We start from the raw sequence: 23597 nt of genomic DNA, 5'->3' as shown, positions 1-23597 counted from the left end.
ATGGCAATAAATATTGATCAAAAGAAATTCAGGAGTGAAAGGGCTCATGATTTAAAAAACCTTGCAGATCTTATTGAAAAAGTGGGGATAACAGGATATCCCTTAAGGGAAGCAGCAAATCAGTTAAATGACTTTACACGAACAAGAAAGGTTGATAAGAATGATGCGGTTGATTATTCCTATTGGGGGTATCAGGTTGATTCGTTAGAAATTCCATTTTATATGCCTCCTAGACATATAAGACCTTCAAATTTAAATCCATTATCCTTAGTTTTATCAATAGATATGATTGCCTCATGTGATTCATGGGGAAATCTAGTTGATCCACTTAAAAAATTGGAATTTAATATTGAAATAAAGGGAGATGGGCCAAATGATATGAAACATCAGATTTGCTATCATATTGATAGACATATTGATAGTGTTAGTAATGAGCCTCACCCTATGTACCACCTTCATTTTGGGGGTAACCGGATGAATTTTGATAATATGGATATTGGACAAACAATTTTTTTTGATGCCCCAAGAGTAATGTTCTATCCTATTGAGGTAGTTCTTGGCATTGATTTTGTTTTATCGAATTTTTTTCCAACATATTGGAATCAACTTCAGCAAGAAAGTGTTTATATTAGTTTAGTGAAGGACTATTACGATGCGTTGGTTAAGCCTTTTGCTCATACATTAGCTTCAAAATGGACTGCTTATAATCCTTCCTCAATTGATTGGCATCCCGGTTTAGTGTTCCCACAACTTGCCAATGTATGAGACAGGATATTTTTCAATATTTAAAAGGGTATTCTTCCGATGTTAGTAAAATAAATCGCCTATTAATATCGACTTTTATTAGCATTAATGACATTAAGGTGGTTAACAATAATCTTATTGGAAATCTTCTTATCAATTCGCAGGATGAAGATTGGGATTATTTAGCTGACTTTTTGAATCTATTTGAGGATAAATTTGAGCTTGAAAATTTAATTGAGCTATTTGAGTTTGTTATTTCACCCAAGGATAAAATTGTAAATGGCGCTGTATATACTCCTACAAACATTAGGTCTTTTATAATAAAAAGTGCTTTCTCAAGGACTGTCATCAAGCCTGATTTAAAACTTGCAGATATATCATGTGGATGCGGAGGCTTTTTAGCCGATTCAGCTATTTACTTGAGAAATAAAACTGGTAAAAGTTTTTATGATATATTCGAGAATCACATTTATGGATTAGATATTCAAGAGTATAGTATAGAAAGAACAAAGCTTTTACTGTCGTTGGTAGCCCTTTTAAGCGGTGAAGACGAAGACTTTAATTTTAATTTATTCGTTGGGAATGCGCTAAACCATGAATGGGCTTTATATTTTGATATCATTCTGGGTAATCCACCTTACGTCTGCTCTAGAAATGTAGATGATGATACAAAAAAATATTTGCAAAACTGGAGTGTGTGTGCAACAGGACATCCTGATTTGTATATCCCATTTTTTCAAATTGCTCTAGAGCAATTAAAGGAAAATGGAGTACTTGGTTATATAACTGTAAATTCATTCTTAAAAAGTGTAAATGGTAGGGCATTAAGAGAATACATAACTAAACGTAGGAATGAATTTGATTTGATAGATTTTGGGGGAGAGCAAATATTCCACTCAAGATCTACATATACTTGTATTTGTTTAATTAAGAATTGTGCTTCACAATTTATTAGGTATAAGAAAATAAATAGTTCTGAATTAAGATTTGGGTTAAATACATATACAAAAAGGAAATATGTGGATTTGGGTGTTGAAGATGGCTGGAGTTTTAGTAAGATAGATTTAATTAAAAGGATTGAGAATATTGGGAAATCTTTTGGTAGTCAATATAAAACAAGAAATGGAATTGCAACATTAAAAAATAATGTATATGTATTTGATCCAATTAAAGAGGATAAAAACTATTATTATTTGAAAGATGATGAAAAAATTTTTCAAATAGAAAAAGCAATATGTAGGGATATTATCAATCCAAATAAGTTAACTACAATTTCGGATATCGATTTAATAAAACGGAAAATAATATTTCCATATCGATATGTTAAGGAATTATCTCAGCCCAAGGTGATTGAGGAGAAATCCTTCTATAAAAGTTTCCCTAAAGCCTATAATTATTTATTTACAAAGAAAGAAATACTCGCAAGAAGAGATAAAGGTAATGGGAAATACGAAGCATGGTATGCTTATGGTAGAAACCAATCTCTTGAGAAAATGGGTAGTAAGTTATTTTTCCCACATATAGCACCATCGACTCCAAACTTTATAATTTCTAAAGAAGATCTTCTTTTTTATAATGGATTAGCTGTTGTTGATAATAACCCGATCAAGCTTCAGGTTATTAAGATTTTATTTAGTTCGCGTTTGTTCTGGTTTTACATTGCTAATACAAGCAAGCCATATTCTTCAGGGTATTTCTCATTGAGCAGAAATTATATTAAAAACTTTGGCATATATGATTTTTCAGATGCAGATATTGAATATATGCTTAGTGAAACAAATAAGTCCGAGTTAGATAAGTTTATTGAAAATAGGTATGGAGTTGTAATCGAAGGATAATGTCTCGATAGTTAAGTGTTTACTTAACTAGATTTTAAATGAAAGACTTTGCTTTCGAGGTAAGTGTTTCTGTAAAAACGAAGCACCTTCACCGTATTAAAAATACCTTTGACTATAATGAGTATGGGATTGCTGATATTTCAATGAAAATTGGCAATCGAAGAATTTCACGAATCCACAATTTCATGAAAATGGGTGGTTGTTCATACTGTTTTCCACATGGCATTGAATGTATCAATTCTACAGCCTCAAAAAGACGAAATCGCAACTGGAAGCTCTATCGTATGAGACAGTGGAAATAGACACCTACTGCATCCTACCACCAGGTAGGATGCAGTGTTGTTACTTTTTCTAAAATGTAAAGTATGCTCCATTTCGATAACTATGATGTTCACCCCAATCGACATAACCTAGCTGGTTTGTTACTAACTTGGTGCCATTAATATTAATTTCCGGCATATTGGCATGATGATGTCCATAAATCCAATAGTCAACATCCCAATCATGGATTAATGAATATTGCTCAGAAATAAAGGCTGTGTTAATATCTGAATTGCGATAACACTCTGGGTTACATATTTGCGTGGGAATATGATGCGTTACAACTACTTTCTTTTGTGCATTGGAAGCAGGTATAGCTTCTTTAAGAAACGACAAACTGTCTTTATGCAGCTGATTAAAAACTTTATAATTCAGCCTATTGCCTCGATACTTAATCTGGTGAAAATCTCCAACGCCATGCTCCACCCTAAGTGACTTAGATTCTGGAATATTTGACCATAAAACAGTAAAAAAGAAATCAACATCTTCGATAGACACAACCTGATTATTAACTAGGAATACATTCTCCCTTATGCACTCATATATAGGCTTGTCTAATATGCGAAGATCCTTTCCAGAATAAAATTCATGATTACCTGGAACGTAATACACCGTTTTAAAATGCTCCGACACATAATCAAAGAACGAATGCTTAAAGTGCTTTTTACCCCAATAGGTAATATCTCCAGCTAGAATCAATATATCACCAATTGGTTTTATAGAATTCTTATGAAGGAACAGACTATTTTGAGCAAACTCAAGGTGTATGTCAGAGCAAAATTGAATGGTCATAAGGGAATAAATAAATTGAGTACATTCGTATCAGCTAAAATAGTCAAACAACATTAATAGTTGAATCGATTTTATTATTTTTGACCTGACATATTAGAATAATTTATTGCGTTACTGACGCTTCTCCTCAGAAAAACGACCAATTTAAAGAGTACGAGAAGTCAGGAAGTGAACGCACTCTATATGGGTGTGTTCCTTTCGCTAGTATAGTGTACTCTGGTGCTTGGTCGTACCTTCTGAGGCTATATATAGTGGAGGTTCACACCCACCTTGTTTTCATGGGTGTTGAAAAGAGCAAGCCTATGGAAGAGCACAAAATCATCAAGCCCACCATTTCTGAGTATCTCGCGGGTCTTAGTGTTGACCAGTTGGATGAAGTTTTAACCTTATACAACCAGAAAGAGGTTAAGATTGTAGATATCATACATCGTTATAGCCTGGAAAAAATAAATATTGGTGCTTTCAAAAATCATCTGCCTCCAAGTATTTGTAAGGATTATGTTTGCCCTGTTTGCCTGGTCTATTCCTGGACGAAACCAATAACTAGGGGTATCCAGTCTATACCATTTTGTCCCCAATGTCATACAGCTATGTATTCTGAATATAAAGGACAAAGTGTGCAAAACAAAAAGATTCAGGGATTAAAGAAGGGCACAGGTCTAACTTATCACATAAACAGGGAACTATTTTGGGAATTAGATTTTGAGTCGAAAGTCTTTATTGGTGCCATTTCTGCAGGTTGCATGTCAGAGGAGATTAATTCGGTTCAGTGTTGGCGAATCAAAATGATGAAGTTTTATCCGCTGCCGGAGCTGCAGAATGATATGCTGAATAGTCTGAACGTATTTAATAATAAAATAGAGAATGTAATTATTGAAATCGAAGAAGACCTGATTAAAGAACTGCAAAATCCAACAGATGCATTTGGTAGTACCGTGCAGGAACGATATGAACTATGGAAAAAAATTGCTTTAGCCGAAGCTAGAGAAATATTTACTAATGAAATGAATAGTTGTGGTTTCTTTTCTCATCCAAATGAGACGGACGAGCTGGTTTTATATTCGTTGCTAGAGGATTATTCAGTTGGACAAATTTATAATATCATCTGGCGCTCCGTAAGGAAAGGTACCACTGATTATGCAAAAACGGATAATCGCTCTTTTGCTTCAAGTGCAGTTATAAATCATTGTCAAAAATTTGCAGCGATAAAGAAGGCTAATGGGGAGAAGATAGAAAACTACAACCGGCCTTATCATAGTCGCCAATCAAGGATATCTCAATATTATTTTGATTCAGTTTTGAAAATAGGAAAGACTGGTTTCGAAATGCATTCTTCTTCAGATTATTTTTTATGTTTGCTAATATAATTAATACTTACACACATTTAATTTCTATAACTTTAAGATTATGAAAAAAACACTGTTACTCCTTTCGATTGTATTCGTTTGTGGCTCTGCTATTGCACAAACGGAGAAAGCAGAATATTCAAATGTTATTAACGTTGAATTAGGGAAGGACTTAAAAGGACAGACTGTAACAATTGATGCTGAATTTTTTGGATTTGGAATGGCAGGTATGGCCAAACCAAACAAATTTAAGGTTGGTTACATTCCATTTAGATGCTTCGAAATTGGAGGAGAACCAGAAAAGAATTCATTCGGAGGTGAAGTCGGCAATTTCTTTTTTATAAAAAAGAAAAATGATTACGCAGACGAAGTAAAAAACTTAAAAAAAGGAGACAAAGTAACGATAACCGGAGAAGTTTATATAAACAACTATTACGGCTACAAGAATGTTAATTTCATAGTTCATGAAATAACTAAAATCTGACAAGCAGTTTAGTATTGTTTGACTTTCAAATTGGGAAATGGGGGTAATTCCCCATTTTTTGATACACTGGATGAGGAAATTGATTTTGAAGATTCGGTCGAAAATGAAGAATGGTAACAAAACTAAAAAATGACTTTAAAGGAACTCATTAGCCAATTTCAATGGTCAGAACTTGAAGTAAGGCTCCCTTATTTATATCCAGAGCAAGGAAAGGACTTGGATGGATTCAAGGATGCATACTCTCAGTTGATGTCATTACATCCTGTGGATTCTGATATGACAATCATTCTCACACCAACAAAGGAGGATTGGGAAGAAACGGAGTATGCTCATGTAAATGCACGTTATACTATTCCTAAAGATGAGGAACAAAAAGTAATGACTTATTCATTGATGCTTACGCCCTGGACTAAATGGCTGGGAATGGAAGTTTCAGAGGAAGCTTTCGCTTATTACGGAAAACTTGACACGCTGGTTCATATTTTATGGGAAATGACCTTTGTCGGTTATAAGGAAGAAAGTGTAACTGAATTTGAAGAAGAGCTAATGCAGCAGAAGCTTGAATATGAAGAAATGACGGAAGAGGATAAATCCGAATCAAGCCTGTATTCGAGGCTTGTTAAAAGTTGTCCGGATGGGAAACAAATTGTAACCGGTAAGGAAAAGGAGGCTTTCGAAAAATTCATAGGTATAAGTAATATAGAGGAAGTTCCTTCAAAAGAAGAATACGAAAAAGCCTGTCACCGCATGGAGGAACTTATTCACCTAGTCAATAATGATACTCCAGAGTCTGATCCAAACTTTCAGGAGCTGGACCGAGTTTCGGGTATCATTATAAAATATGAGGAAGTGCATTACCCAATCCCGGAACTTACTCTAAGACAAAGAGGTTTCACCGGAACTGTTGATTGGAATGACTCGGATGGACTATTCTATGGTCAGGTTAAAGGAATCGAGCCGGATTTAGTGTCTTATGAAGGTAAAACATTGGAAGATTTGGAGAAAGACTTCAAAGAGGCATTGGAACTGTACCTGGAGGGAAAAGATAAAGCCAAAAATCATCTTCGAGAATTATAAACCAATCAAAACATAAGCAATATGAGAACACAAAAAGACAGAGAATACGCCAAAAAGCGGAAGAAACTTTGGGACGCATTTGATTGGAAATATGCTTCAACGAATGCCCTGAGTAAAAACCACTCACTAAGGTGCGGCTGCTAATGGTGTATAATAGAAAGGTATAATAAATGGTTTAGAAATAAACGCAATCGTATTGATGCCAGAGAAGCACTTTCAAATGTAAACGACTTGCGTATTTATGAGGTAAATATAGAAGTTAAGAAGGTTTAGTTTAATCATCCAAAGATATAATCCAGGACTTACCTCTTTTAGTGCTTAAAAATATAATTACTACACTAGTGCAACCATTGTTCCTATGCCTATAATTAATCACATGAATTAGTATTTTTAATGAAATGAAAGAAAAAGCCATAAAACTAAAGGTGCAAATTTTTCAACCATTTAGCACCTTTTTTCGTGTTTACTAAAAATGCTACTATTGTTGCTATAACAGCAATTCCAATCAAAATATATGTTCCTACCGCCATGACCAAAATCTTTTGTTAGTATCAGCTGATTACTATCCTTATCCAAATTTAGGAAAAGAATCTGGGTTCAGAACAGTCATTACATTTTGCTGATTTTAAAATCTTCAATATTCGAGTCTCTTCGGGAGCATATGAACTCAAATTAAAAGAAAAAGCCATTTTGGTTACGATTCATTTGGGTGATGTTAAAATGCACCTGGGAACTACTTATTCTTCCACCTTATGAAGCGCAAGAGAAAGATAAATATAGGAAAAGATAATGGCTTAAGTAACCTGGATCATTCTCAAGAGGAAATACATGAATGGTTATCTAGAACACCAGCTGAACGATTTGCTTTCTTCTTAAAACTATCTAATTTATTCTGTAGTTTAAGAAAACCATTGCCCAATGATCCAAATTCGTTTGAATTGCAGAACCCAAGATTATAATACTACAATACCTAAGCAATATGAGAACACAAAAAGACAGAGACTATGCCAGGAAGCGCAAGAAACTTTGGGACGCGTTTGATTGGAAATATGCTTCGACAAATGCCCTTAGTAAAAACCACTCACTGAGATGCGGCTGTAAATGGTGTGCAATAGAACGATACCATAAATGGTTTAGAAATAAACGCAATCGTATTGATGCCAGAGAAGCCCTTTCTAATGTGAATGACTTACGAATTTATGAGGTGAATACAGAAGTTAAGAAGGTTTAGTTTTGATTTTAAAGTATTTTGCAATTAAAATAAGATGGACTGATTGGGCGCAAAATTAACCAGACTATAATCCAATTGAGAACAATATGAAAAAACTTTTTCTTGATGATATAAGAACAATTGATATGGTTTATGATAGGGCAATGCAATCTGAATTTGATATAGTGAGAACGTTCGATGATTTTGTTACCCATATCAAGAGAAACGGATTACCTGAATTTATCAGTTTTGATAATGATTTAGGTCTCGATAAAAATGGAGAGGTTGTACCAGATGGTTATGCGGCTGCAAAATGGTTGGTCTTCGAATCTGGACTTGATTTGAGAAACCTGAGTTTTAATGTACATTCTGCTAATCCTGTTGCCTCAAAGCAGATTGAGGGACTATTAACGAATTATATAAAACATTTAGAGGATAATTTATAATAGATTGTTAGTTAAGTTAATAAAGGCCTTCTATCCATTTGAAATTCGCTGTAGTTTCTCCTGAACGGCTTCGATAACAAAATCTTTCATTGTTAAAGTATCGCTTTGAGCCACAAGTATTTTAAGATCTTTGTGAAGTGATTTTGGCAAGTAAACTGTTGTGCGAAAAAATTCATTCTTCGCCACTTTGGGAGTTTTATGAATATCTTCAATTTCAGTTTTTATAACATCAATGGCCTTCGGTTTTTTAGACAAAGAAACTTTGTTGCTGAGGGTGCTTTTTATATTCAACGTCTGCTTTTTCATGTGTAATTTATTTGAATTTAATTGCCACATGGAACTCGCCAACTAATCCATTCTTAATGGATATATTATTTAGGCTCGTTTCATATTTATGTTTTTATGGCAAAATGCTTTTATGTCCAAGCATAAAAATGCCTGGACATAATTATGCTTGAATGTTAATATGTTTTTATGTTACTGATTATTTTGTCTTAATAATTCAAGGGTTTCATTTGCGAAAGAAGTAATTTCTTCCTGAGCCTTAACGTCTTTATATTCCAAAACACTTAATCCTGATATAATCGACTCTGAATAGGCCACCCTATTATTAAGTTTTGACTTCATTGCCGGAATAGAAAACTCACTCAGAACCTCAGAAATTTCATTACTCAGTTTTGTTCGTGGGTCAACTTGATTGAGAATAAACCTTGCATGAATATCGTCTTTAAGTACCAATGCCTGATTGTATTTTTCGATAAATATCTCAGTAGCCCATAAATCTAACACACCAGGTTTGATAGGAATGATCAATAAATCAGATAGCAGAATAATAGTCGTAGCCAATTCTGAAAGAGCAGGAGTGCCATCTATTAACACTAGGTCATAATCCTGATGAATCCGATTGATATTGCTTCGTAAAGCTTTGGGATCTGTCATCGAAATAGCTGTTACGCATGGTTTATCTTCCGGCCTTAATCCTGACCATTTTACTGAAGAACCGTTAGTGTCTGTATCGATAATAAGGGTTTTATATCCCATTGTCGAAAAACAAACTGCTAAATTTGTGCAGATTGTCGATTTTCCGGTGCCTCCTTTCAAGGAGCTTATTGATATAATCATAGTTTTAGATTTTGGGAATTACGCTTTTTAACTTTCTTCTTTTTAAATTCTTCCTGGTATTGCCCCCGTTGGGAATTGACCGACTGAATGCCTTGAGTAATAGATTTGCCAATTTCATTAGATTGAAATTGTGCTCTCTTCTCATCCAGTGCGGTAAAGTATTTATCTCTCTCGTAGAGGTTTCCGTATTTGATCATTTGATCGGTTTTTAATTTGCTTTCGAGACGTTCATAATGGAACAACTTATCAAATGCCTTTTCACTTTCAAGGTAGAAGTTGACTCGATTAAATCGTTTTTTGTCATTGGTGTTAGGCGATAGAGTAATCTGTTGCTCCTTATCTCTCGCAGAAACGATTACATGAACATGCATATTAGCTTCATTATTTCCGTTACGTTCGTACTCTAGTTTTGCAGCCCAAACCAGGTCATTTATGCCCAATTTCTTTCCGGATTTGAGGTGAAAGTTTTCAGCATAGGCTTTCATCACTTCGCAGGTATACTTTTTTAATGCAACTGGGTCGTTTTTGATATGTTCTTGCTCTTCCTTATCTGGTGCAATCACTAAGCTATTGAAGCGAGTTCTGCCTTTAGCGATTCCTTTCACATTATTGTCAATCATTTTAATGACAGCATTTGAACTTATCTCATCATCAGTCTGGTTAAAAAACATTTCGCGCTTATCTATGGCTAAAGATTCATTCTCTTTACCCAAATATTCGACAAGATTACTGCAGGAGCCGGTATTAGAGTAGGTTGCAGTTCCATGCTTGGTTGGATTTATAACCTTTATGTACATATCTACTCGTTTTGTTGTGATAGCATTTGATCAAATGATTCCAGTATGTTTATTCCCTTATGTCTTTCTTGTACCATTTTACAGTGCGTTCGAAGCTTATCGTAATTTTCCGCTTGAATGTTGTCAAGTCGAATGTTGAAATCAATAATGAAGTTGCTTAAAACGAAAACGGCTGCTATGATGCATAATGTGATTGCAGATTTTTTTAGCGTTGATAATAAACTCGCTCTTTCAATGGCTTTTTGATGGAGTAGTGCTTCGTACTTTCTATGGGATTCATCAGCTACTTCTTGAATTGAAGCGATTCCATTTTTGAATAGTTCTTCATTTTGAGTTCGTGTACTTACATCTTTCAATGTTCTGGACAAAACTATAAGGTCATCGGATACATTTTTAAAATAAGATTTCTCATGTTGGCGCATCCAGCTTTTAAAGGTTGATTCAAGACCTTGGATTTGATTGAATACATTTTTAGTAACTTCTTTTAAAGTCCCCTTTTTGAGGGCAGAATTGATTAATAATTCTGCGCCTTCGGTTAGTCCTTTTTTTTCCCTTATGCATAGTTTTTTAAAATCGTTATGCAATTCTGGAGATATGCGTATGATTTTCATTGAATTAATTTTAAAATAAGGGTAGCAAGAGGGAACGTAACAATGTTACATTCGGTCACTGAAAACAAAGTTTTCAGGGCATAATAGATGTTACATTATTATTTCAAATGTAACATCTATTGCTTCATCCCTTATGGTTATTAGTAGATAGTGTGAATTTTACTTTCTTCTATCAGTTCCTGGATAGATGATATCATTGCACATTTCTTTAAGCCTAGATCTTACGTGGTAGCCGTATTTTAACTGGATATCTTCTGGATGAAGATTTGATGTAATGTATGTTCGCATGCCATAATCACAAAAACCATCATATCTGCCAAGAAGAATAAATTGCATAAAGTTTATATGGTTTGAGTAATACGAAGCTTCTTGAACTTCTGTTCCTAAATCATCTAAGCAAAGAGTAACAGGTTTAGTTTTGTCGAGTAAGCCATTTGTTTTAAAAAAACTATTTATTGAATTATGCTCTATTGTAATTGGTCCGTTTTTAATGAACTCTATATTTAAAGTAGTACACCTTTTTATTAGGTATTCTCTTGAATTATTACAAGCTCTATTGAAATGTGAAAAGACTTTCATTAATGAGGTTTTACCGGTGCCTATATTGCCACGAATTAATAGTCCCTTGCGAAGGGAGTATTTAGGGTTTTCTTTCTCGAAACTTGGGTCATTATTAAAATACTTTAGTAGAAGTTTGTAGATCCACAGATCGGAATCTGTCAATTCAAAGTTGCTTGTGCATTTTCGGCCGATTTTATAGATTGCTTCTAAGTGTCTATTATAGTCCTGATTCATAATTTTTAGTTTGATTTGTTATGTTGATTCTTTTTAAGGATTTTAACTTGTGCTCCCAATTTTCAGTGTTCCAACCAGCTGTATTAATGTCATTAGGATTGTCTAATCCCAAAAAGCGATTGAAAGCATGTTTTCGCTCAGAAACAGATTGTTTGTAAGTAATATAGTTATTGGCTTGCTTAAAAAACACGACGAGAGGTATTTGATTCTTTGATAGTTGTTGTAATTGTTTTAATAGAAGCTCTCGTTTGTCGTCTTTGCCTGTAAACCCCCAAAAAGAAAGAATGTCTTCAATTTCCTTAGAGTAAACCTCAAGTATCTTTTCTTTTTGTTTTTTTTCTTCTTTTTCTTCTTCTTTTTGTTTTTCTTGCGCATCGGTATTGATAGACTTATCATAGTCTTTGTATAGACTATGCATACCATATATATACCCTATTAACTTCTTGTCTTTTACTTGGTTAAATTCCTTCCTAATGCATGCTTTTACTTTAGGACTCTGGGTAAAGTTGTACTTGCTGAAATTAATGATGCATATCTCCTTGGTTTCTAGGTTGTAACGAATCTTGTTCATTTTTACGAACTCATCCAGCAGTAGCAGCAATGTGTCTCGGTTATATCCTGTTTCAACTTCCATTTTTCGTAGCGGTATCTCATAGATACCACATTGTTTTACTTTATCATTTGTGAGGATATACAAGTAGAAGTACTTCTTTTCTGGAGTAAGATCCATTACCCAAGCATCAGTCCAAAAATGGGTTTGGATTTGCCTATATTTAGCCATTATACTATTTTTGTAAGTGGTTTAAAGGAATTAGAAGAATTGATGGGCGTTGATTGGGCAACGCCTTTTATATTTACGTATTATTGTTTTCTCCTACGCAATAAGAAATCAGATGCAGCTTGGTCCAAGTCGCTTTCTGTTCGTACTCGATTGGTTTCTAGTAGCCAACGATCAATTTCATCCTTATCAAAGAAAAGTTTTCCGCCGCCGGGTTTGCTGTAAGGTATTGAAAATGAACTAGTTAACTTATAGAGGTATGATGGCTTAAAACCAGTGTACTCAACCACATCATTAAATGTCATTGACTTTTTTTGGCACAATAAGAGCTTTTCGATTTTAGTTAATCGATCATTTATGTTTTCGTAATGATCCATGATACTTCATTTTAAAGGTTATACATGGATACTGGCCAGTATCAGTTTACATGGCAAACAAAGGAAAATGAGGTCAAGAAAAGAAGGTCATGCATTAATGATGACAATATGTGGCAGTTTAAAGTGTTGTATTCGTGATTTGTAGCGTTTGAAGGAGGTTGCATTTTATTATCATCTATGACATGTATTTCAGTTGTTCATCGATAATGTTTTTGTCTTTGAGAGGTAAATTGTCATTGATACTTCTTTCTTTCATTTTTGATAGAGAATTATTTTCATATTCATATGGTTCACCATCGAAAGTAAATCGATCTTTTATTACAGATATCATCCCATGTTTTGAAATGCATTCTTGGCTTAGAATATCAATAAAGTAGAAAAAGTAGGGTTTTTTAAATTTAGTAACATTAAATACTTGATTTTCATCAGAATCTACCTCTGTTAATTTTACAAACTCCAGAATCGTACAATCAACTATTTTCCAATTTTTGATAAAGTATTTACTAATGCTATTAAACTTCTTTTTAGCTTCTTTATCCTTGAGTTTGAATTTAAGGGGCAATGGGAGTTTACCTATGCTCTTTTGCGCATACTCGTAGTAATCTACTAAGTTATTAATTGTCATCCCATGAATATCTGACGACAAGTTTACTTTTGTTTGCGTGTCAATTCGCTTTATTAACTCTTCACGATATATCACTCTTGCTGGATATGGAAGATGTGATAAATCAGTTGGGTGTAGTCTGAAAATCGTTTGGTAGCTAATCGTTTGCTGATTATCCAATATATACAAAGATAGACCATCAAAATATCCTGTTCTTAATAAGCTATTACCAAATGAATATCCATATTCTGCTGTTTTTATAGGGCATAGTTCATATAGGTTATCTTTTACTATTGAATACTTAAAGATTTTATCATTAAAAAAGAATGTAATCCATATGTGCGTTGCAATAAGAATTTTTTCAAATTCATCAATGATGTGACTTTCCAATATGTGAATTGTCAGCTTTCTGCTTTCCTGAATATTAAGCGATAGCCACCTATGAAGGCTCACAGATTCAATATTTTTAAGAAGTTTACTCTTAAACTCACAAAAAAGGGTTGAAATTTGATCGTCGTTTAAATATACAGGTGAATTTATTTGACCTTCAATTTCTTTACATGATAGATTTATGTTTTCTATATCTGTTCTAATTTGAGTTAAAAGAGAAGCTATTTCGTATTGACTTTGGCAATCATTGTTAGTGTTGTGATAATAGAAAAACTCTTTGAAAGTTCTGACATGATGTTCAGTCTTAGAATCTTGTATAGCATTAGTTTGTTTAATAAACTTATTATATAATACTCTCATATTTATTATAAGGTGATTGTTGGAATGATATTAGCGGCTTCTCGTTGTTTAGCGTCAACGATCTTTGCGTAGATTTCAGTTGTCCTAATTTCTTTATGGCCAAGTCTTTTAGAAACTGTATAAATGTCTGCTCCATTTTCAAGCATAAGCACTGCGTTGGTATGACGGCTAGAGTGAAATGTGAACTCCTTGAAAATCCCGGCTTTATAGGCCCACTTCATTAAGATATTTGTAGTCTGGGCAGTATATTTTAGGTCTGGAATTACCTTTTCTTCAGGAGCTCCTCTTTCACCAAGTAATTCTCTCGCATTTTGACTGATATATAAATACTCAAGACCATCAGTTTTTTTCTGGGTAAAAACAATTCGCAACTCATCTTCATTTTCACGGACTTCTTTCCAGATTAGCTTTTCTATATCAGAATACCTTAGGCCAGTAAGACATGCAAATAAAAAAGCTTTCTTAATACTTGGTATTCGACATTCAGCCTTTGCTAACTTTTGAACTTCACTATGTGTTAAATATGGTCGTTCAACTTCCGCTTTAGGGAAGCCCTTTACTCGTTTACCGGGATTGTCATAGATGATATGCTCTTCAAATGCCTGGTTTAAAGCTGCTTTAACTTTTGAAAAATAGGATAACTTCGTATTCGTAGAAAGTCTTTTGCCTTGTGGGGTAGTTGCTTCTTTATCCAGATACTCCTTGAAGTCCTTGATTTTTTCAACTGTAAAGTCTTTAAATAGAAGCTTAAGACCGAAGTACTTTGTTAAGTGTTTGTAGCAGCTATCCCAATTGCCATGATTACCTTTACTTTCAAAACGTTCATCAGTGAGTTTTTTAAAGTACTCAATAAAGTTAGCGTTGAACTTAGTATTGCTTTGAAAGCCATATTTTCCCGAATCAAATTCAGCCTGCTTTTTAGTCCTAATTTTCTCAGCTAAAGTTAGTGTGTCTTTGTTATCCAGCTTTTCAGTCGGAGTCTTTGGTTTGTCAAAAATGGTCAGGTTAAGATTTTCAAATTCTCTGTTGTGCTTGATTTTACCGTTTTCATCTTTTGTGTATCCCTTATAGTATTCAAGGAATAAACTGGTCTTACCATTCTTAAGCTTTCTTTTTCGTAGGCTTATTTTCATTTTTTACAACGTTTACGATGTGTAGTTGTAAAAGTAGGGTAAAGAATTGTAAAATAAAAGTCAAGTGAAGTAAAAGGAAACTCATTATATAATTCAAGGCAGATTGATATCAATTATCCTTAATGCATTACTGGTAAGCTTTTTGATTGACTTTAATTGCATTCTATTTTACTTCTTTTGACCTTGTAGTTAAATTCGAAAAACACACTTTACTTTCCGATACAGAAATTCTTAAAAATATTACCCAATACTTCATCTGTATTGATCTGTCCGGTTATCTCGCCTAGGTAATGCAGTACTTCGCGGATGTCTTGCGCCAGGAAGTCGCCGGACAAACCACTTTTCATCCCCTCTCCCACTCGCATAATGGCCTCCAGCGACTGCTGCAGGGCCTCATAATGGCGGGCATTGGTCACTATCACCTCATCGTTATCCAGCGCCGAAAGATTAACTGTCTTTAGAAGTGCATCGTGCAGGGCTTCAATATTTTCCTGTTGCTTGGCCGAAATGGGCACTATGGCATCGGTACCCGACAGCTCACGAAAGCTATTCTTATTAAAACGGGCAGCACCTTCCTCACCAGCCAAATCAATCTTATTGATCACCACAATCAACTGCTGCGACTCATTAAGTCGTTGTTTAACATTGGTAATGGCCTCGTGTATCTTTTCATCCGGATCATTCACATCCAGCATTAGCAACACAATGGTGGCCTTGTCAATTTTCTGGTAAGTACGCTCAATGCCCAAACTCTCGATGGCATCGTGCGTATCACGTATCCCAGCCGTATCGATAAAACGGAAGCTCATTCCTTCGATATTGATAATATCCTCAATGACATCGCGCGTAGTACCGTGTATATCCGATACAATGGCCCGATCCTCTTTTAACAAAGTATTTAAAAGCGTTGACTTGCCGGCATTGGTATGTCCCACTATGGCCACAGGGATTCCGTTTTTTATGGCATTACCCAAAGAAAAAGACTGCACCAGCTTAGTTAGTAAATGCGCTATCTCATCCACCAACTGATAGAGTTCCGAACGATTGGCAAACTCAACGTCCTCCTCACTAAAATCCAGTTCCAGCTCAATCAAGGAGATAAAATTAAGCAAGCGCTCGCGCAGATGAATCAATTCATTGGAAAAACCACCCCTCATCTGCTGTAAGGCAACACGACGGGCGGCTTCGCTGCGCGAGGCAATCAAATCGGCAACGGCTTCGGCCTGCGACAAATCCATTTTACCATTTAAAAAAGCCCGTTGCGTAAACTCCCCCGCCCTTGCCAGGCGCGCACCACGTTGGGTTAACAATTGTAATAGCTGTTGCTGTATGTAAGGTGCGCCGTGGCAGGCAATCTCAACAATATCCTCACCGGTAAACGAATGAGGGGCTTTAAAGATACTCACCAACACCTCATCCAAATCCTTTTCACCATCGCTGATACTGCCAAAATGAACGGTATTGGCTTTTTGCCTAGTCAGTTTCTTTCCTTTGGTGGCCGGCACAAACACTTGTTCACAAACAGAAAGCGCCTCAGGCCCTGACAAACGGATTACAGCGATGGCACCGGCTCCCTGAGCGGTTGATATGGCACAAATGGTATCTTTACTATCTAGCATAACTAAATTCTTACAACTTGCCTGAACCTCTCTTAACTGAGACTACACAAGCGATTATTTCTGCAAATATAAGGAAATGCCATTGAACGACTCAATCACCTAATCTGGACAAGCCAGAAAAGTACAAAGTATCAAAATTTGAGAGACTATTGACAGCTTGCAAATATAGTCTGCCAAAAAATACACGAATTTCAATTGTCAGGCATTAAAGAAAGGTGAGCAGCTCCTTTAGGGCGGATATTTCATGGGTCACCTCTCCTTCAAAATCAAGCTGTCGCGTATTAAAAAACACCTGATCGATGCCGGCCTTTTGCGCACCCCGAATATCCGCTTCCAGACTATCGCCGATCACCAGGCATTCTTTTTTACTGGCATGACAACTTTTTACGGCATAATCAAAAAAATAGGTATCGGGCTTTTGTACGCCTATCAACTCCGAAATAAAAATATTGGTAAAATAAGACCGCAAACCACTATTAACCAACTTCTTGTTCTGCACCTCTTTAAATCCGTTGGTGATAATATGAAGCGTGTAACGCTCTTTCAGTTCATCGAGCACCTCCATCGTATTTGGGAAAAGAAGCGTTTGCGTGGCACTGATGCGCAGGTAATCATTGGCAAACTGCTGCGCCACGGCATGATCATCAAAACCCACCTCGGCAAAAGGCAGGTAAAAACGCTGCACGTTAAGCGTTTTCTTATCCACGTTGCTACGACGGTACTGCGCCCACAGAAAACGGTTGTGAACTTCATATTTGGCATGGAACTGTTCGTAATCCGTAAAGTAACGCGACAGCTGATAGCTACTAAATAAAATACGCAGTGTGGCCTCCGAATTCGCCTCAAAGTCCCACAGCGTATGATCCAAATCAAAAAACAGATGTTTGTACTTATGTGTCGTCTTCTGCATGTATTGCTCTTACTTATTTACTTGAATAACCAAGTGCCTTGTTAATCGCCAGAACTGCTCCTTATCCCTAATTGTCAAAACCATAGCTCCTCCCTCACTCTCTTCAAGCGTATAAGATGATTCCGGATGATTCGACAGTATTTTGGCCTTGGGCATAAACAGATTCAAGGAATCCAACTCGCGATAATCAATGGCGGTGAAATAGTCTTGTGAGAAGCCATCAGAAAGCAGCTTATTCTTACTCAGGAAACCATCACTGCTGATGATATTCTCCTCTTTCAGCTCCTTTTTGGAGCCAAAGGCATAATAAGCCCTGTAGAGTTTCTCCGTGGTTTCATCCAAAGCCTGCTGCGTAGCATGGCGGGCGCCCTCCAGAGAATCAACCACCAACTGAAGTCCTTCCAAGCTAAAGTTAAGATCATCTATAGTGAGGCGCTGCTCCTTCAAGCGAGCCTGCAATTCAATAATCTCAAGGGTTTTATCTTTCAGTTGAGTATTCAAGCGCTTCACCAGCTTATTAAGATTACTACTGTTAGTGCTCGCCTGCTTTAGCTGACGCTCCAGCTGGCTTATGGTTTCCTTATTTTGCACCATCAGTTCGTAAATAGCCTGTATATCGCGATTTATTTTATCTTCAACGGCTTCTGATCCGGCCTCATCGCGGCTCACATTGAGGGTTATCAGCTGTTCTTTTTCTTTAATCTGCTGAAGGTTATCATCAATATCGAGTAAGGCACCTACGAGCTTGTTCATCTGTCGGTCTTTCTCCACGGATACCATCATCAGCGAGTCGCGCTCACGATTGCTTAAGGCCTGATCGCCCCGGCCTGACTTACAGGCAAACAGCAGCGGCAATAACATTAAGGAAACAAAATACTTCATCTGCATATATTTGTTTTGTAACTAATTATCCTCATTATGGGCAGCTTTGTTTCCACGCTCTTTCTTGCGCTTCTCCTCCACCTTTCCGGCCACTACCACCACAATTTCTCCTTTAACATTCTTAGCCGAAAAATGTTCCTTTAACTCTGTGAGGCTACCCTGCTTGTTTTCCTCATGCAGCTTACTGATCTCGCGCGACACAGAAGCCTGACGCTCACTCCCGAAGTACTCGATGAACTGCCCCAATGTTTTCACCAGCCGGAAGGGCGATTCGTAAAACACCATGGTACGCGTCTCTTCAGCCAGGTATTCCAGGCGTGTCTTGCGACCTTTTTTCTGGGGTAAAAATCCTTCGAAGCAAAAGCGATCGTTGGGCAGACCTGAATTTACCAAGGCCGGCACAAAAGCAGTGGGTCCGGGCAGGCACTCCACCTCAATACCCTCTTCAATGCATTTCTTCACCAGCAGGTAGCCCGGATCGGAGATGGCCGGTGTACCTGCATCTGACACCAGGGCGGCCGTATCGCCTCCTTTAATACGCTGACACACCTTATCCACCGAGGAGTGCTCATTAAATTTATGATGCGACATCATACGGGTGGATATGTCAAAATGCTTCAAGAGAAAACCCGTGGTACGGGTATCCTCGGCCAGCACAAAATCCACTTCTTTAAGTATGCGGATGGCACGCATCGTAATATCTTCCAGGTTACCAATGGGCGTTGGTACTACATACAATTTACTCATTTACGGTCTTTTTATTGTCTTAAGAACACACTTCTCCTACTACATCCGGAAACTTCTGCCTACTGACTAAAACACTGAATACTTATTGCGATTAAATAAATCGGCGTTGAATACTTTTATAAAACGATTCGCTGGCATCATTATCGGCTTCCCAGCTATAATTCGACTTGAGAAAGCTGAGGGCCGCCTGATAGGAATCCATCTGATTAATCTGATCGAGCGTTTGGTTAAACAGATCGGCATTATTACCAAACAACTCGCGCTGATAATAAAAACGATCATTGAGTCCCAGCGCCTTACGCACATCATCCACCGGCTTACCCAGGTGCTTAATATCAGCCACCTGCTCCTGACGGTTGGCCATGGCCTCATTCACCGACGACCGCTCTTTCTTGATCATCTCGCCCAACACCATAGCTTTAGGGGCCGTGGCTACAACAGGCGATTCTTCGTCCGGTCCGACTCCTGCAGTACTGATCGCTTCATTACGAACAATCGCCTCACCGGGCTCGGCAGCCGGCCTCACCTCCTCCTTCGGCATCTCACTTTCCTGTGGCACTTCATCGACAGGCACTTCTTCCTTTACTGCCGCAGGCTTTGTAGCCATTGCCTGTGGTGCTTCGTCATTTTCTGACACAACAGGCTGCGCCGGCTCCGGTGCCGATGGTAAAACCTCCGTTTCCTCGTTGGACTCGCCGCTGGCAAAACGATGTGATGACTCAGCGATAGCCACGCCATCCGAAACAATGGAAGTAGCTGGTGCTGCCGAAGTTAAACCTGACTCATTACTGGCAACGGATACTTTTTCTGTATTAAGTTGCTCCAACAGCATTAACTCTTCGTTAATGTTTGCTACTTTAGTGCGGGTTAAGTTGATAAAAGCTGCATTCAGCTCCTGTTTGCTCTTAAAGGTGCTAACCAATGTGTGAACCTCCTTAAGGTCGTGAAGGATAATATCAATGAGTGCTTCTTTTTCCATGGTGTTTGTGGCTTCTAACTTATTCCACAAAGTTAATGATTGCTATTAAATAATAAGGATACACTAAATGTTTCTTGAGAATAAGGCAAATAGAGATTCCCAAAAAGGCTGGATCGAAGTAATTGTAGGCTCCATGTTTTCGGGCAAAACAGAAGAACTTTTACGACGACTTAAACGGGCCAATATTGCACGGCAAAAGGTAGAGATATTTAAACCCATGGTTGATGTTCGTTACAGTAACGACGAAGTGGTATCGCACGATGCCAATGCCATACGCTCAACACCGGTGGAGTCATCGGGCAACATCCTGCTTTTGAGTGGTAACGTTAATGTGGTGGGTATTGACGAAGCTCAGTTCTTCGACCAGGGCCTCGCCGATGTGTGTCAGCAGCTGGCCAATCAGGGCATACGAGTGATTGTGGCCGGCCTCGACATGGATTTTAAGGGCAAACCCTTTGGCCCCATTCCCTCTTTATTGGCCACCGCCGAATACGTAACCAAGGTACACGCCATTTGCATGCGCTGTGGCGATTTAGCACAGTTCTCGCATCGCCTGAGTGACGATGACAAGCTCGTTGTCCTTGGCGAGAAGAATGAGTACGAGCCCCTTTGTCGTCGTTGTTTTATCAAGGCAAAAACAAAGGCATGAATTATTCACTCGCTCAACTGGCTACTTTCGCTTCGGCGCGCACCCATGGCAACGCACTTGCAAGGGTAGAGAAGATTGTTTATGACAGCCGAAAAACCTTTGTGCCCAACAACACGCTGTTTGCGGCTATCAGAACAGAGAGTAACGATGGACACGCTTATATAAATACCCTTTACGAACGGGGCATCAGAGCCTTTCTGGTGGAGGAAGATGCCGGGGTCAGCTATGTTGACTACCCTGAGGCCGGTTTTATTATTTGCGACGACACCATAACCTGCCTTCAAGCCATTGCCATGCAGCATCGCCATTCATTTACCGTGCCTTTCGTGGGCATCACAGGCAGCAATGGTAAAACCATAGTAAAAGAGTGGCTGACACGACTGCTTCTCCACACCCATAAAGTAGGACGATCGCCGCGTAGCTTCAACAGTCAGCTGGGCGTACCCCTATCCATCTGCATGCTGCCCGGCAACATTGATGTGGCACTTATTGAAGCAGGCCTCTCAAAGCCCGGCGAAATGGAGAAACTGGCGAGCTGCATTGAGCCTGAAGTAGGTATCTTTACCAATATCGGGCAGGCGCATCAGGAGAATTTTAAAGATACTGATCACAAAATCAAAGAGAAACTCAAACTTTTCAGAAGCGCACGTGTAATCCTGTTTAACGGCGATGATAGAAGAGTTGCTTCGGCCATAACCACACATTATCCAAACGCCAAACGCCTGAGTTGTGGCCATCAGCCCGGCAACAGCCTGCGTGTTATTGAACAAATTACAAGCAACAACATAACCCATCTGACACTTAACTGGCAGGGCGACTTGCTGCACATCAGCAGTCCCTATCAGGATGCCATATCCATTGATAACCTGATACTATCGATCCTGGCAGCCCTGGAGCTGGGCGTGCCGCCGGAAGCCATCAAAAAAGAATGTCCCCACCTGCAACCCATTGCCATGCGTCTGGAGCAGAAAGAGGGCATTAATAACTGCCTGCTTATCGACGATGGCTATAACGCCGATTTAACTTCGCTGGAGCTGGCACTGGACTTTTTAAATCAGATGGGCACCAAAAGCGGCTTATCCAAAACACTCATTTTATCCGATATACAACAGAGTGGCGTAAACGACAAACAGCTGTATGAACGTATTCAACAGTTAAGTAAAGAAAAGGGAATTAGTAAATTTATCGGCATTGGCAAGGTGCTATACCGCGCAATGGGTGGTACTAATGCCTATCCCACTACCGAAAGCTTTCTTGAACAAATTGACATTAATGGCTTTAAGAATGAGGCCATCCTACTGAAGGGTGCCCGTAACTTCGCCTTCGAACGCATTTCGGCCTTACTGGAGCAGCGCCGCCATAAAACAGTGCTGGAAATCAACCTCAATGCCCTGACCAACAACCTGCAATACTACAGAAGTAAGCTACACAAAAGCACGAAAACACTGGCCATGGTAAAAGCCTACTCCTACGGCACCGGAGCCTTTGAGATTGCCAACCTCTTACAGCACCAAAAAGTAGATTATCTGGGCGTTGCCTTTGCCGATGAAGGCATAGAACTACGAAAGGCCGGCATCACGCTGCCTATTATTGTGATGAACCCCGAGCTAAGCAGCTTTCCGATGATGCTCAATTACGAGCTGGAGCCTGAGATATACAGCTTTGAAGTACTGAAGGCTTTTATCAATGCTGTACAAAGGGAAGGCCTAACCAGAGTACCCGTACACATTAAACTAGATACCGGCATGCACCGCCTGGGCTTCCTAACCCATGAAGTGGATCGCCTGATACAATGCCTCAAGGAGGCACCTCAACTGCGTGTTTGCAGTGCCTTCTCTCACCTTGCCGGCAGCGACGAGGCTCAACACGATGACTTTACCCGCTCGCAAATAGACGCCTTCAAAAGCCTGTGCAGCCACTTGCAAAAACAACTGGGCTACCCATTTCTCCGACATATTCTTAACTCGGCCGGCATCGAGCGCTTTCCGGATGCTCAGTTTGATATGGTGCGCTTGGGCATTGGCATGTACGGCATATCATCCATCCAAGCCCCCTTAACACCGGTTAATACACTCAAAACTTATATCTCACAGCTAAAAACTGTTGAGCAAGGTTATACCATTGGCTATGGGCGCAAAGGAAAAGCCAAAGAAACAACGCGCATAGCTGTAATCCCCATTGGTTATGCCGACGGCTTTAATCGTCGTTTGAGCAATGGCAAAGGTTATGTACTAATCAACGGCCGGCAGGCGCGCATTGTAGGTAATGTATGTATGGACATGTGCATGGCCGATGTTAGCCATATTGATGCCAAAGAGGGCGATGTGGTAGAAATATTTGGCTGTGGCATTCGGGTGGAAGAACTGGCGGATACACTCGACACCATTCCCTACGAAATACTCACCGGCATTAGTCGCCGCGTAAAGCGTGTTTATGTGATGGAATAAACGCTCTTTACTTTTTGCCACCAAGGTCTGAATATAAACCAAGTACAAAGGTTTGTCAAATATTGGTCACTGAAAAGCTGATGCAGCCTACGTGTTTTCAGCATTGGGGCTGTCATATCACCGTAGATAAATCTTATTT

At 38.3% G+C, this 23597-nt stretch carries 24 protein-coding genes; 9 read left to right on the top strand and 15 right to left on the bottom strand.

What is annotated here, in order from left to right:
- Together ACRD7A_RS01065 and ACRD7A_RS01060 are read left to right on the top strand one after the other, a co-directional pair.
- The gene (locus ACRD7A_RS01065; RefSeq protein ID WP_430809485.1) at positions 1-765 is read left to right on the top strand and encodes a hypothetical protein; all 765 of its coding nucleotides are present in this window, start codon (positions 1-3) and stop codon (positions 763-765) included.
- Entirely contained in the window at positions 762-2582 is a 1821-nt protein-coding gene (locus tag ACRD7A_RS01060; RefSeq protein ID WP_430809484.1) for an HsdM family class I SAM-dependent methyltransferase, read from the top strand. The genes ACRD7A_RS01065 and ACRD7A_RS01060 overlap by 4 nt, the downstream gene beginning before the upstream one ends.
- A 351-nt stretch (positions 2583-2933) precedes the next feature.
- Here the strand turns inward: ACRD7A_RS01060 and ACRD7A_RS01055 are convergent, their stop codons facing one another.
- Positions 2934-3695 carry a metallophosphoesterase gene (locus tag ACRD7A_RS01055; RefSeq protein ID WP_430809483.1) on the bottom strand — a complete coding sequence of 254 codons (762 nt, stop codon included), beginning with the start codon at positions 3693-3695 and terminating at the stop codon, positions 2934-2936.
- A 302-nt stretch (positions 3696-3997) separates the two neighbouring features.
- Between ACRD7A_RS01055 and ACRD7A_RS01050 the strand changes: the two genes are divergently transcribed.
- From ACRD7A_RS01050 to ACRD7A_RS01030, 5 genes are all read left to right on the top strand, one after another.
- A complete protein-coding gene (locus tag ACRD7A_RS01050) occupies positions 3998-5062 on the top strand; it encodes a hypothetical protein (protein WP_430809482.1) in 1065 nt (354 codons plus the stop codon).
- Positions 5063-5102: 40 nt separating this feature from the next.
- Positions 5103-5525, top strand: a complete 423-nt coding sequence (locus ACRD7A_RS01045; protein WP_430809481.1) for a hypothetical protein — start codon at positions 5103-5105, stop codon at positions 5523-5525.
- 129 nt (positions 5526-5654) lie between these two features.
- Positions 5655-6602 (top strand): DUF6557 family protein, encoded by a 948-nt coding sequence (locus tag ACRD7A_RS01040; RefSeq protein ID WP_430809480.1) that lies wholly within the window; start codon positions 5655-5657, stop codon positions 6600-6602.
- A 979-nt stretch (positions 6603-7581) separates the two neighbouring features.
- Positions 7582-7833 carry a hypothetical protein gene (locus ACRD7A_RS01035; protein ID WP_430809479.1) on the top strand — a complete coding sequence of 84 codons (252 nt, stop codon included), beginning with the start codon at positions 7582-7584 and terminating at the stop codon, positions 7831-7833.
- Positions 7834-7919: 86 nt separating this feature from the next.
- On the top strand, positions 7920-8258 hold the full coding sequence (locus tag ACRD7A_RS01030; RefSeq protein ID WP_430809478.1) for a cyclic-phosphate processing receiver domain-containing protein: 339 nt from the start codon (positions 7920-7922) through the stop codon (positions 8256-8258).
- Between the two features lie 30 nt (positions 8259-8288).
- On the opposite strand, the gene ACRD7A_RS01025 is transcribed toward ACRD7A_RS01030, so the two are convergent.
- From ACRD7A_RS01025 to ACRD7A_RS00960, 14 genes are all read right to left on the bottom strand, one after another.
- On the bottom strand, positions 8289-8564 hold the full coding sequence (locus ACRD7A_RS01025) for a hypothetical protein (protein ID WP_430809477.1): 276 nt from the start codon (positions 8562-8564) through the stop codon (positions 8289-8291).
- Between the two features lie 171 nt (positions 8565-8735).
- Positions 8736-9380 carry a ParA family partition ATPase gene (gene parA, locus ACRD7A_RS01020; RefSeq protein WP_430809476.1) on the bottom strand — a complete coding sequence of 215 codons (645 nt, stop codon included), beginning with the start codon at positions 9378-9380 and terminating at the stop codon, positions 8736-8738.
- Positions 9377-10177 (bottom strand): DUF5712 family protein, encoded by an 801-nt coding sequence (locus tag ACRD7A_RS01015; RefSeq protein ID WP_430809475.1) that lies wholly within the window; start codon positions 10175-10177, stop codon positions 9377-9379. Before ACRD7A_RS01015 ends, parA begins: the two co-directional genes overlap by 4 nt.
- Before the next feature lie 2 nt (positions 10178-10179).
- A complete protein-coding gene (locus tag ACRD7A_RS01010; RefSeq protein ID WP_430809474.1) occupies positions 10180-10788 on the bottom strand; it encodes a hypothetical protein in 609 nt (202 codons plus the stop codon).
- Between the two features lie 159 nt (positions 10789-10947).
- Positions 10948-11583, bottom strand: a complete 636-nt coding sequence (locus ACRD7A_RS01005; protein WP_430809473.1) for a P-loop NTPase family protein — start codon at positions 11581-11583, stop codon at positions 10948-10950.
- Positions 11567-12364: a hypothetical protein gene (locus ACRD7A_RS01000; RefSeq protein WP_430809472.1), complete on the bottom strand. Its 798-nt coding sequence runs from the start codon at positions 12362-12364 to the stop codon at positions 11567-11569. The genes ACRD7A_RS01005 and ACRD7A_RS01000 overlap by 17 nt, the downstream gene beginning before the upstream one ends.
- An 80-nt stretch (positions 12365-12444) precedes the next feature.
- Positions 12445-12738: a helix-turn-helix transcriptional regulator gene (locus ACRD7A_RS00995; RefSeq protein WP_430809471.1), complete on the bottom strand. Its 294-nt coding sequence runs from the start codon at positions 12736-12738 to the stop codon at positions 12445-12447.
- A 175-nt stretch (positions 12739-12913) separates the two neighbouring features.
- Positions 12914-14092, bottom strand: a complete 1179-nt coding sequence (locus tag ACRD7A_RS00990) for a hypothetical protein (RefSeq protein ID WP_430809470.1) — start codon at positions 14090-14092, stop codon at positions 12914-12916.
- 5 nt (positions 14093-14097) lie between these two features.
- Positions 14098-15225: a tyrosine-type recombinase/integrase gene (locus ACRD7A_RS00985; protein ID WP_430809469.1), complete on the bottom strand. Its 1128-nt coding sequence runs from the start codon at positions 15223-15225 to the stop codon at positions 14098-14100.
- A 209-nt stretch (positions 15226-15434) separates the two neighbouring features.
- Positions 15435-16844 (bottom strand): tRNA uridine-5-carboxymethylaminomethyl(34) synthesis GTPase MnmE, encoded by a 1410-nt coding sequence (gene mnmE, locus ACRD7A_RS00980; RefSeq protein WP_430809468.1) that lies wholly within the window; start codon positions 16842-16844, stop codon positions 15435-15437.
- A gap of 205 nt (positions 16845-17049) precedes the next feature.
- Positions 17050-17754 carry a YjjG family noncanonical pyrimidine nucleotidase gene (locus ACRD7A_RS00975; protein WP_430809467.1) on the bottom strand — a complete coding sequence of 235 codons (705 nt, stop codon included), beginning with the start codon at positions 17752-17754 and terminating at the stop codon, positions 17050-17052.
- A gap of 9 nt (positions 17755-17763) precedes the next feature.
- Entirely contained in the window at positions 17764-18636 is an 873-nt protein-coding gene (locus tag ACRD7A_RS00970; RefSeq protein WP_430809466.1) for a Cbp1 family collagen-binding glycoprotein adhesin, read from the bottom strand.
- 21 nt (positions 18637-18657) lie between these two features.
- Positions 18658-19383 carry a 16S rRNA (cytidine(1402)-2'-O)-methyltransferase gene (rsmI, locus tag ACRD7A_RS00965; RefSeq protein WP_430809465.1) on the bottom strand — a complete coding sequence of 242 codons (726 nt, stop codon included), beginning with the start codon at positions 19381-19383 and terminating at the stop codon, positions 18658-18660.
- Between the two features lie 91 nt (positions 19384-19474).
- Positions 19475-20362, bottom strand: a complete 888-nt coding sequence (locus ACRD7A_RS00960; protein ID WP_430809464.1) for a DUF8457 domain-containing protein — start codon at positions 20360-20362, stop codon at positions 19475-19477.
- 67 nt (positions 20363-20429) lie between these two features.
- On the opposite strand from ACRD7A_RS00960, the gene ACRD7A_RS00955 reads away from it, so the two are divergent.
- Together ACRD7A_RS00955 and ACRD7A_RS00950 are read left to right on the top strand one after the other, a co-directional pair.
- Positions 20430-21011, top strand: coding sequence for a thymidine kinase (locus ACRD7A_RS00955; protein WP_430809463.1), 582 nt, complete (start codon positions 20430-20432; stop codon positions 21009-21011).
- Positions 21008-23458: a bifunctional UDP-N-acetylmuramoyl-tripeptide:D-alanyl-D-alanine ligase/alanine racemase gene (locus tag ACRD7A_RS00950; protein ID WP_430809462.1), complete on the top strand. Its 2451-nt coding sequence runs from the start codon at positions 21008-21010 to the stop codon at positions 23456-23458. Before ACRD7A_RS00955 ends, ACRD7A_RS00950 begins: the two co-directional genes overlap by 4 nt.
- Positions 23459-23597 lie beyond the last annotated feature (139 nt).

Source organism: Carboxylicivirga longa, from assembly GCF_050589825.1.
Lineage (GTDB): Bacteria > Bacteroidota > Bacteroidia > Bacteroidales > Marinilabiliaceae > Carboxylicivirga > Carboxylicivirga longa.
The sequence above is the reverse complement of the archived record's forward strand: the minus strand, read 5'-3'. Positions and strand labels throughout refer to the sequence as shown.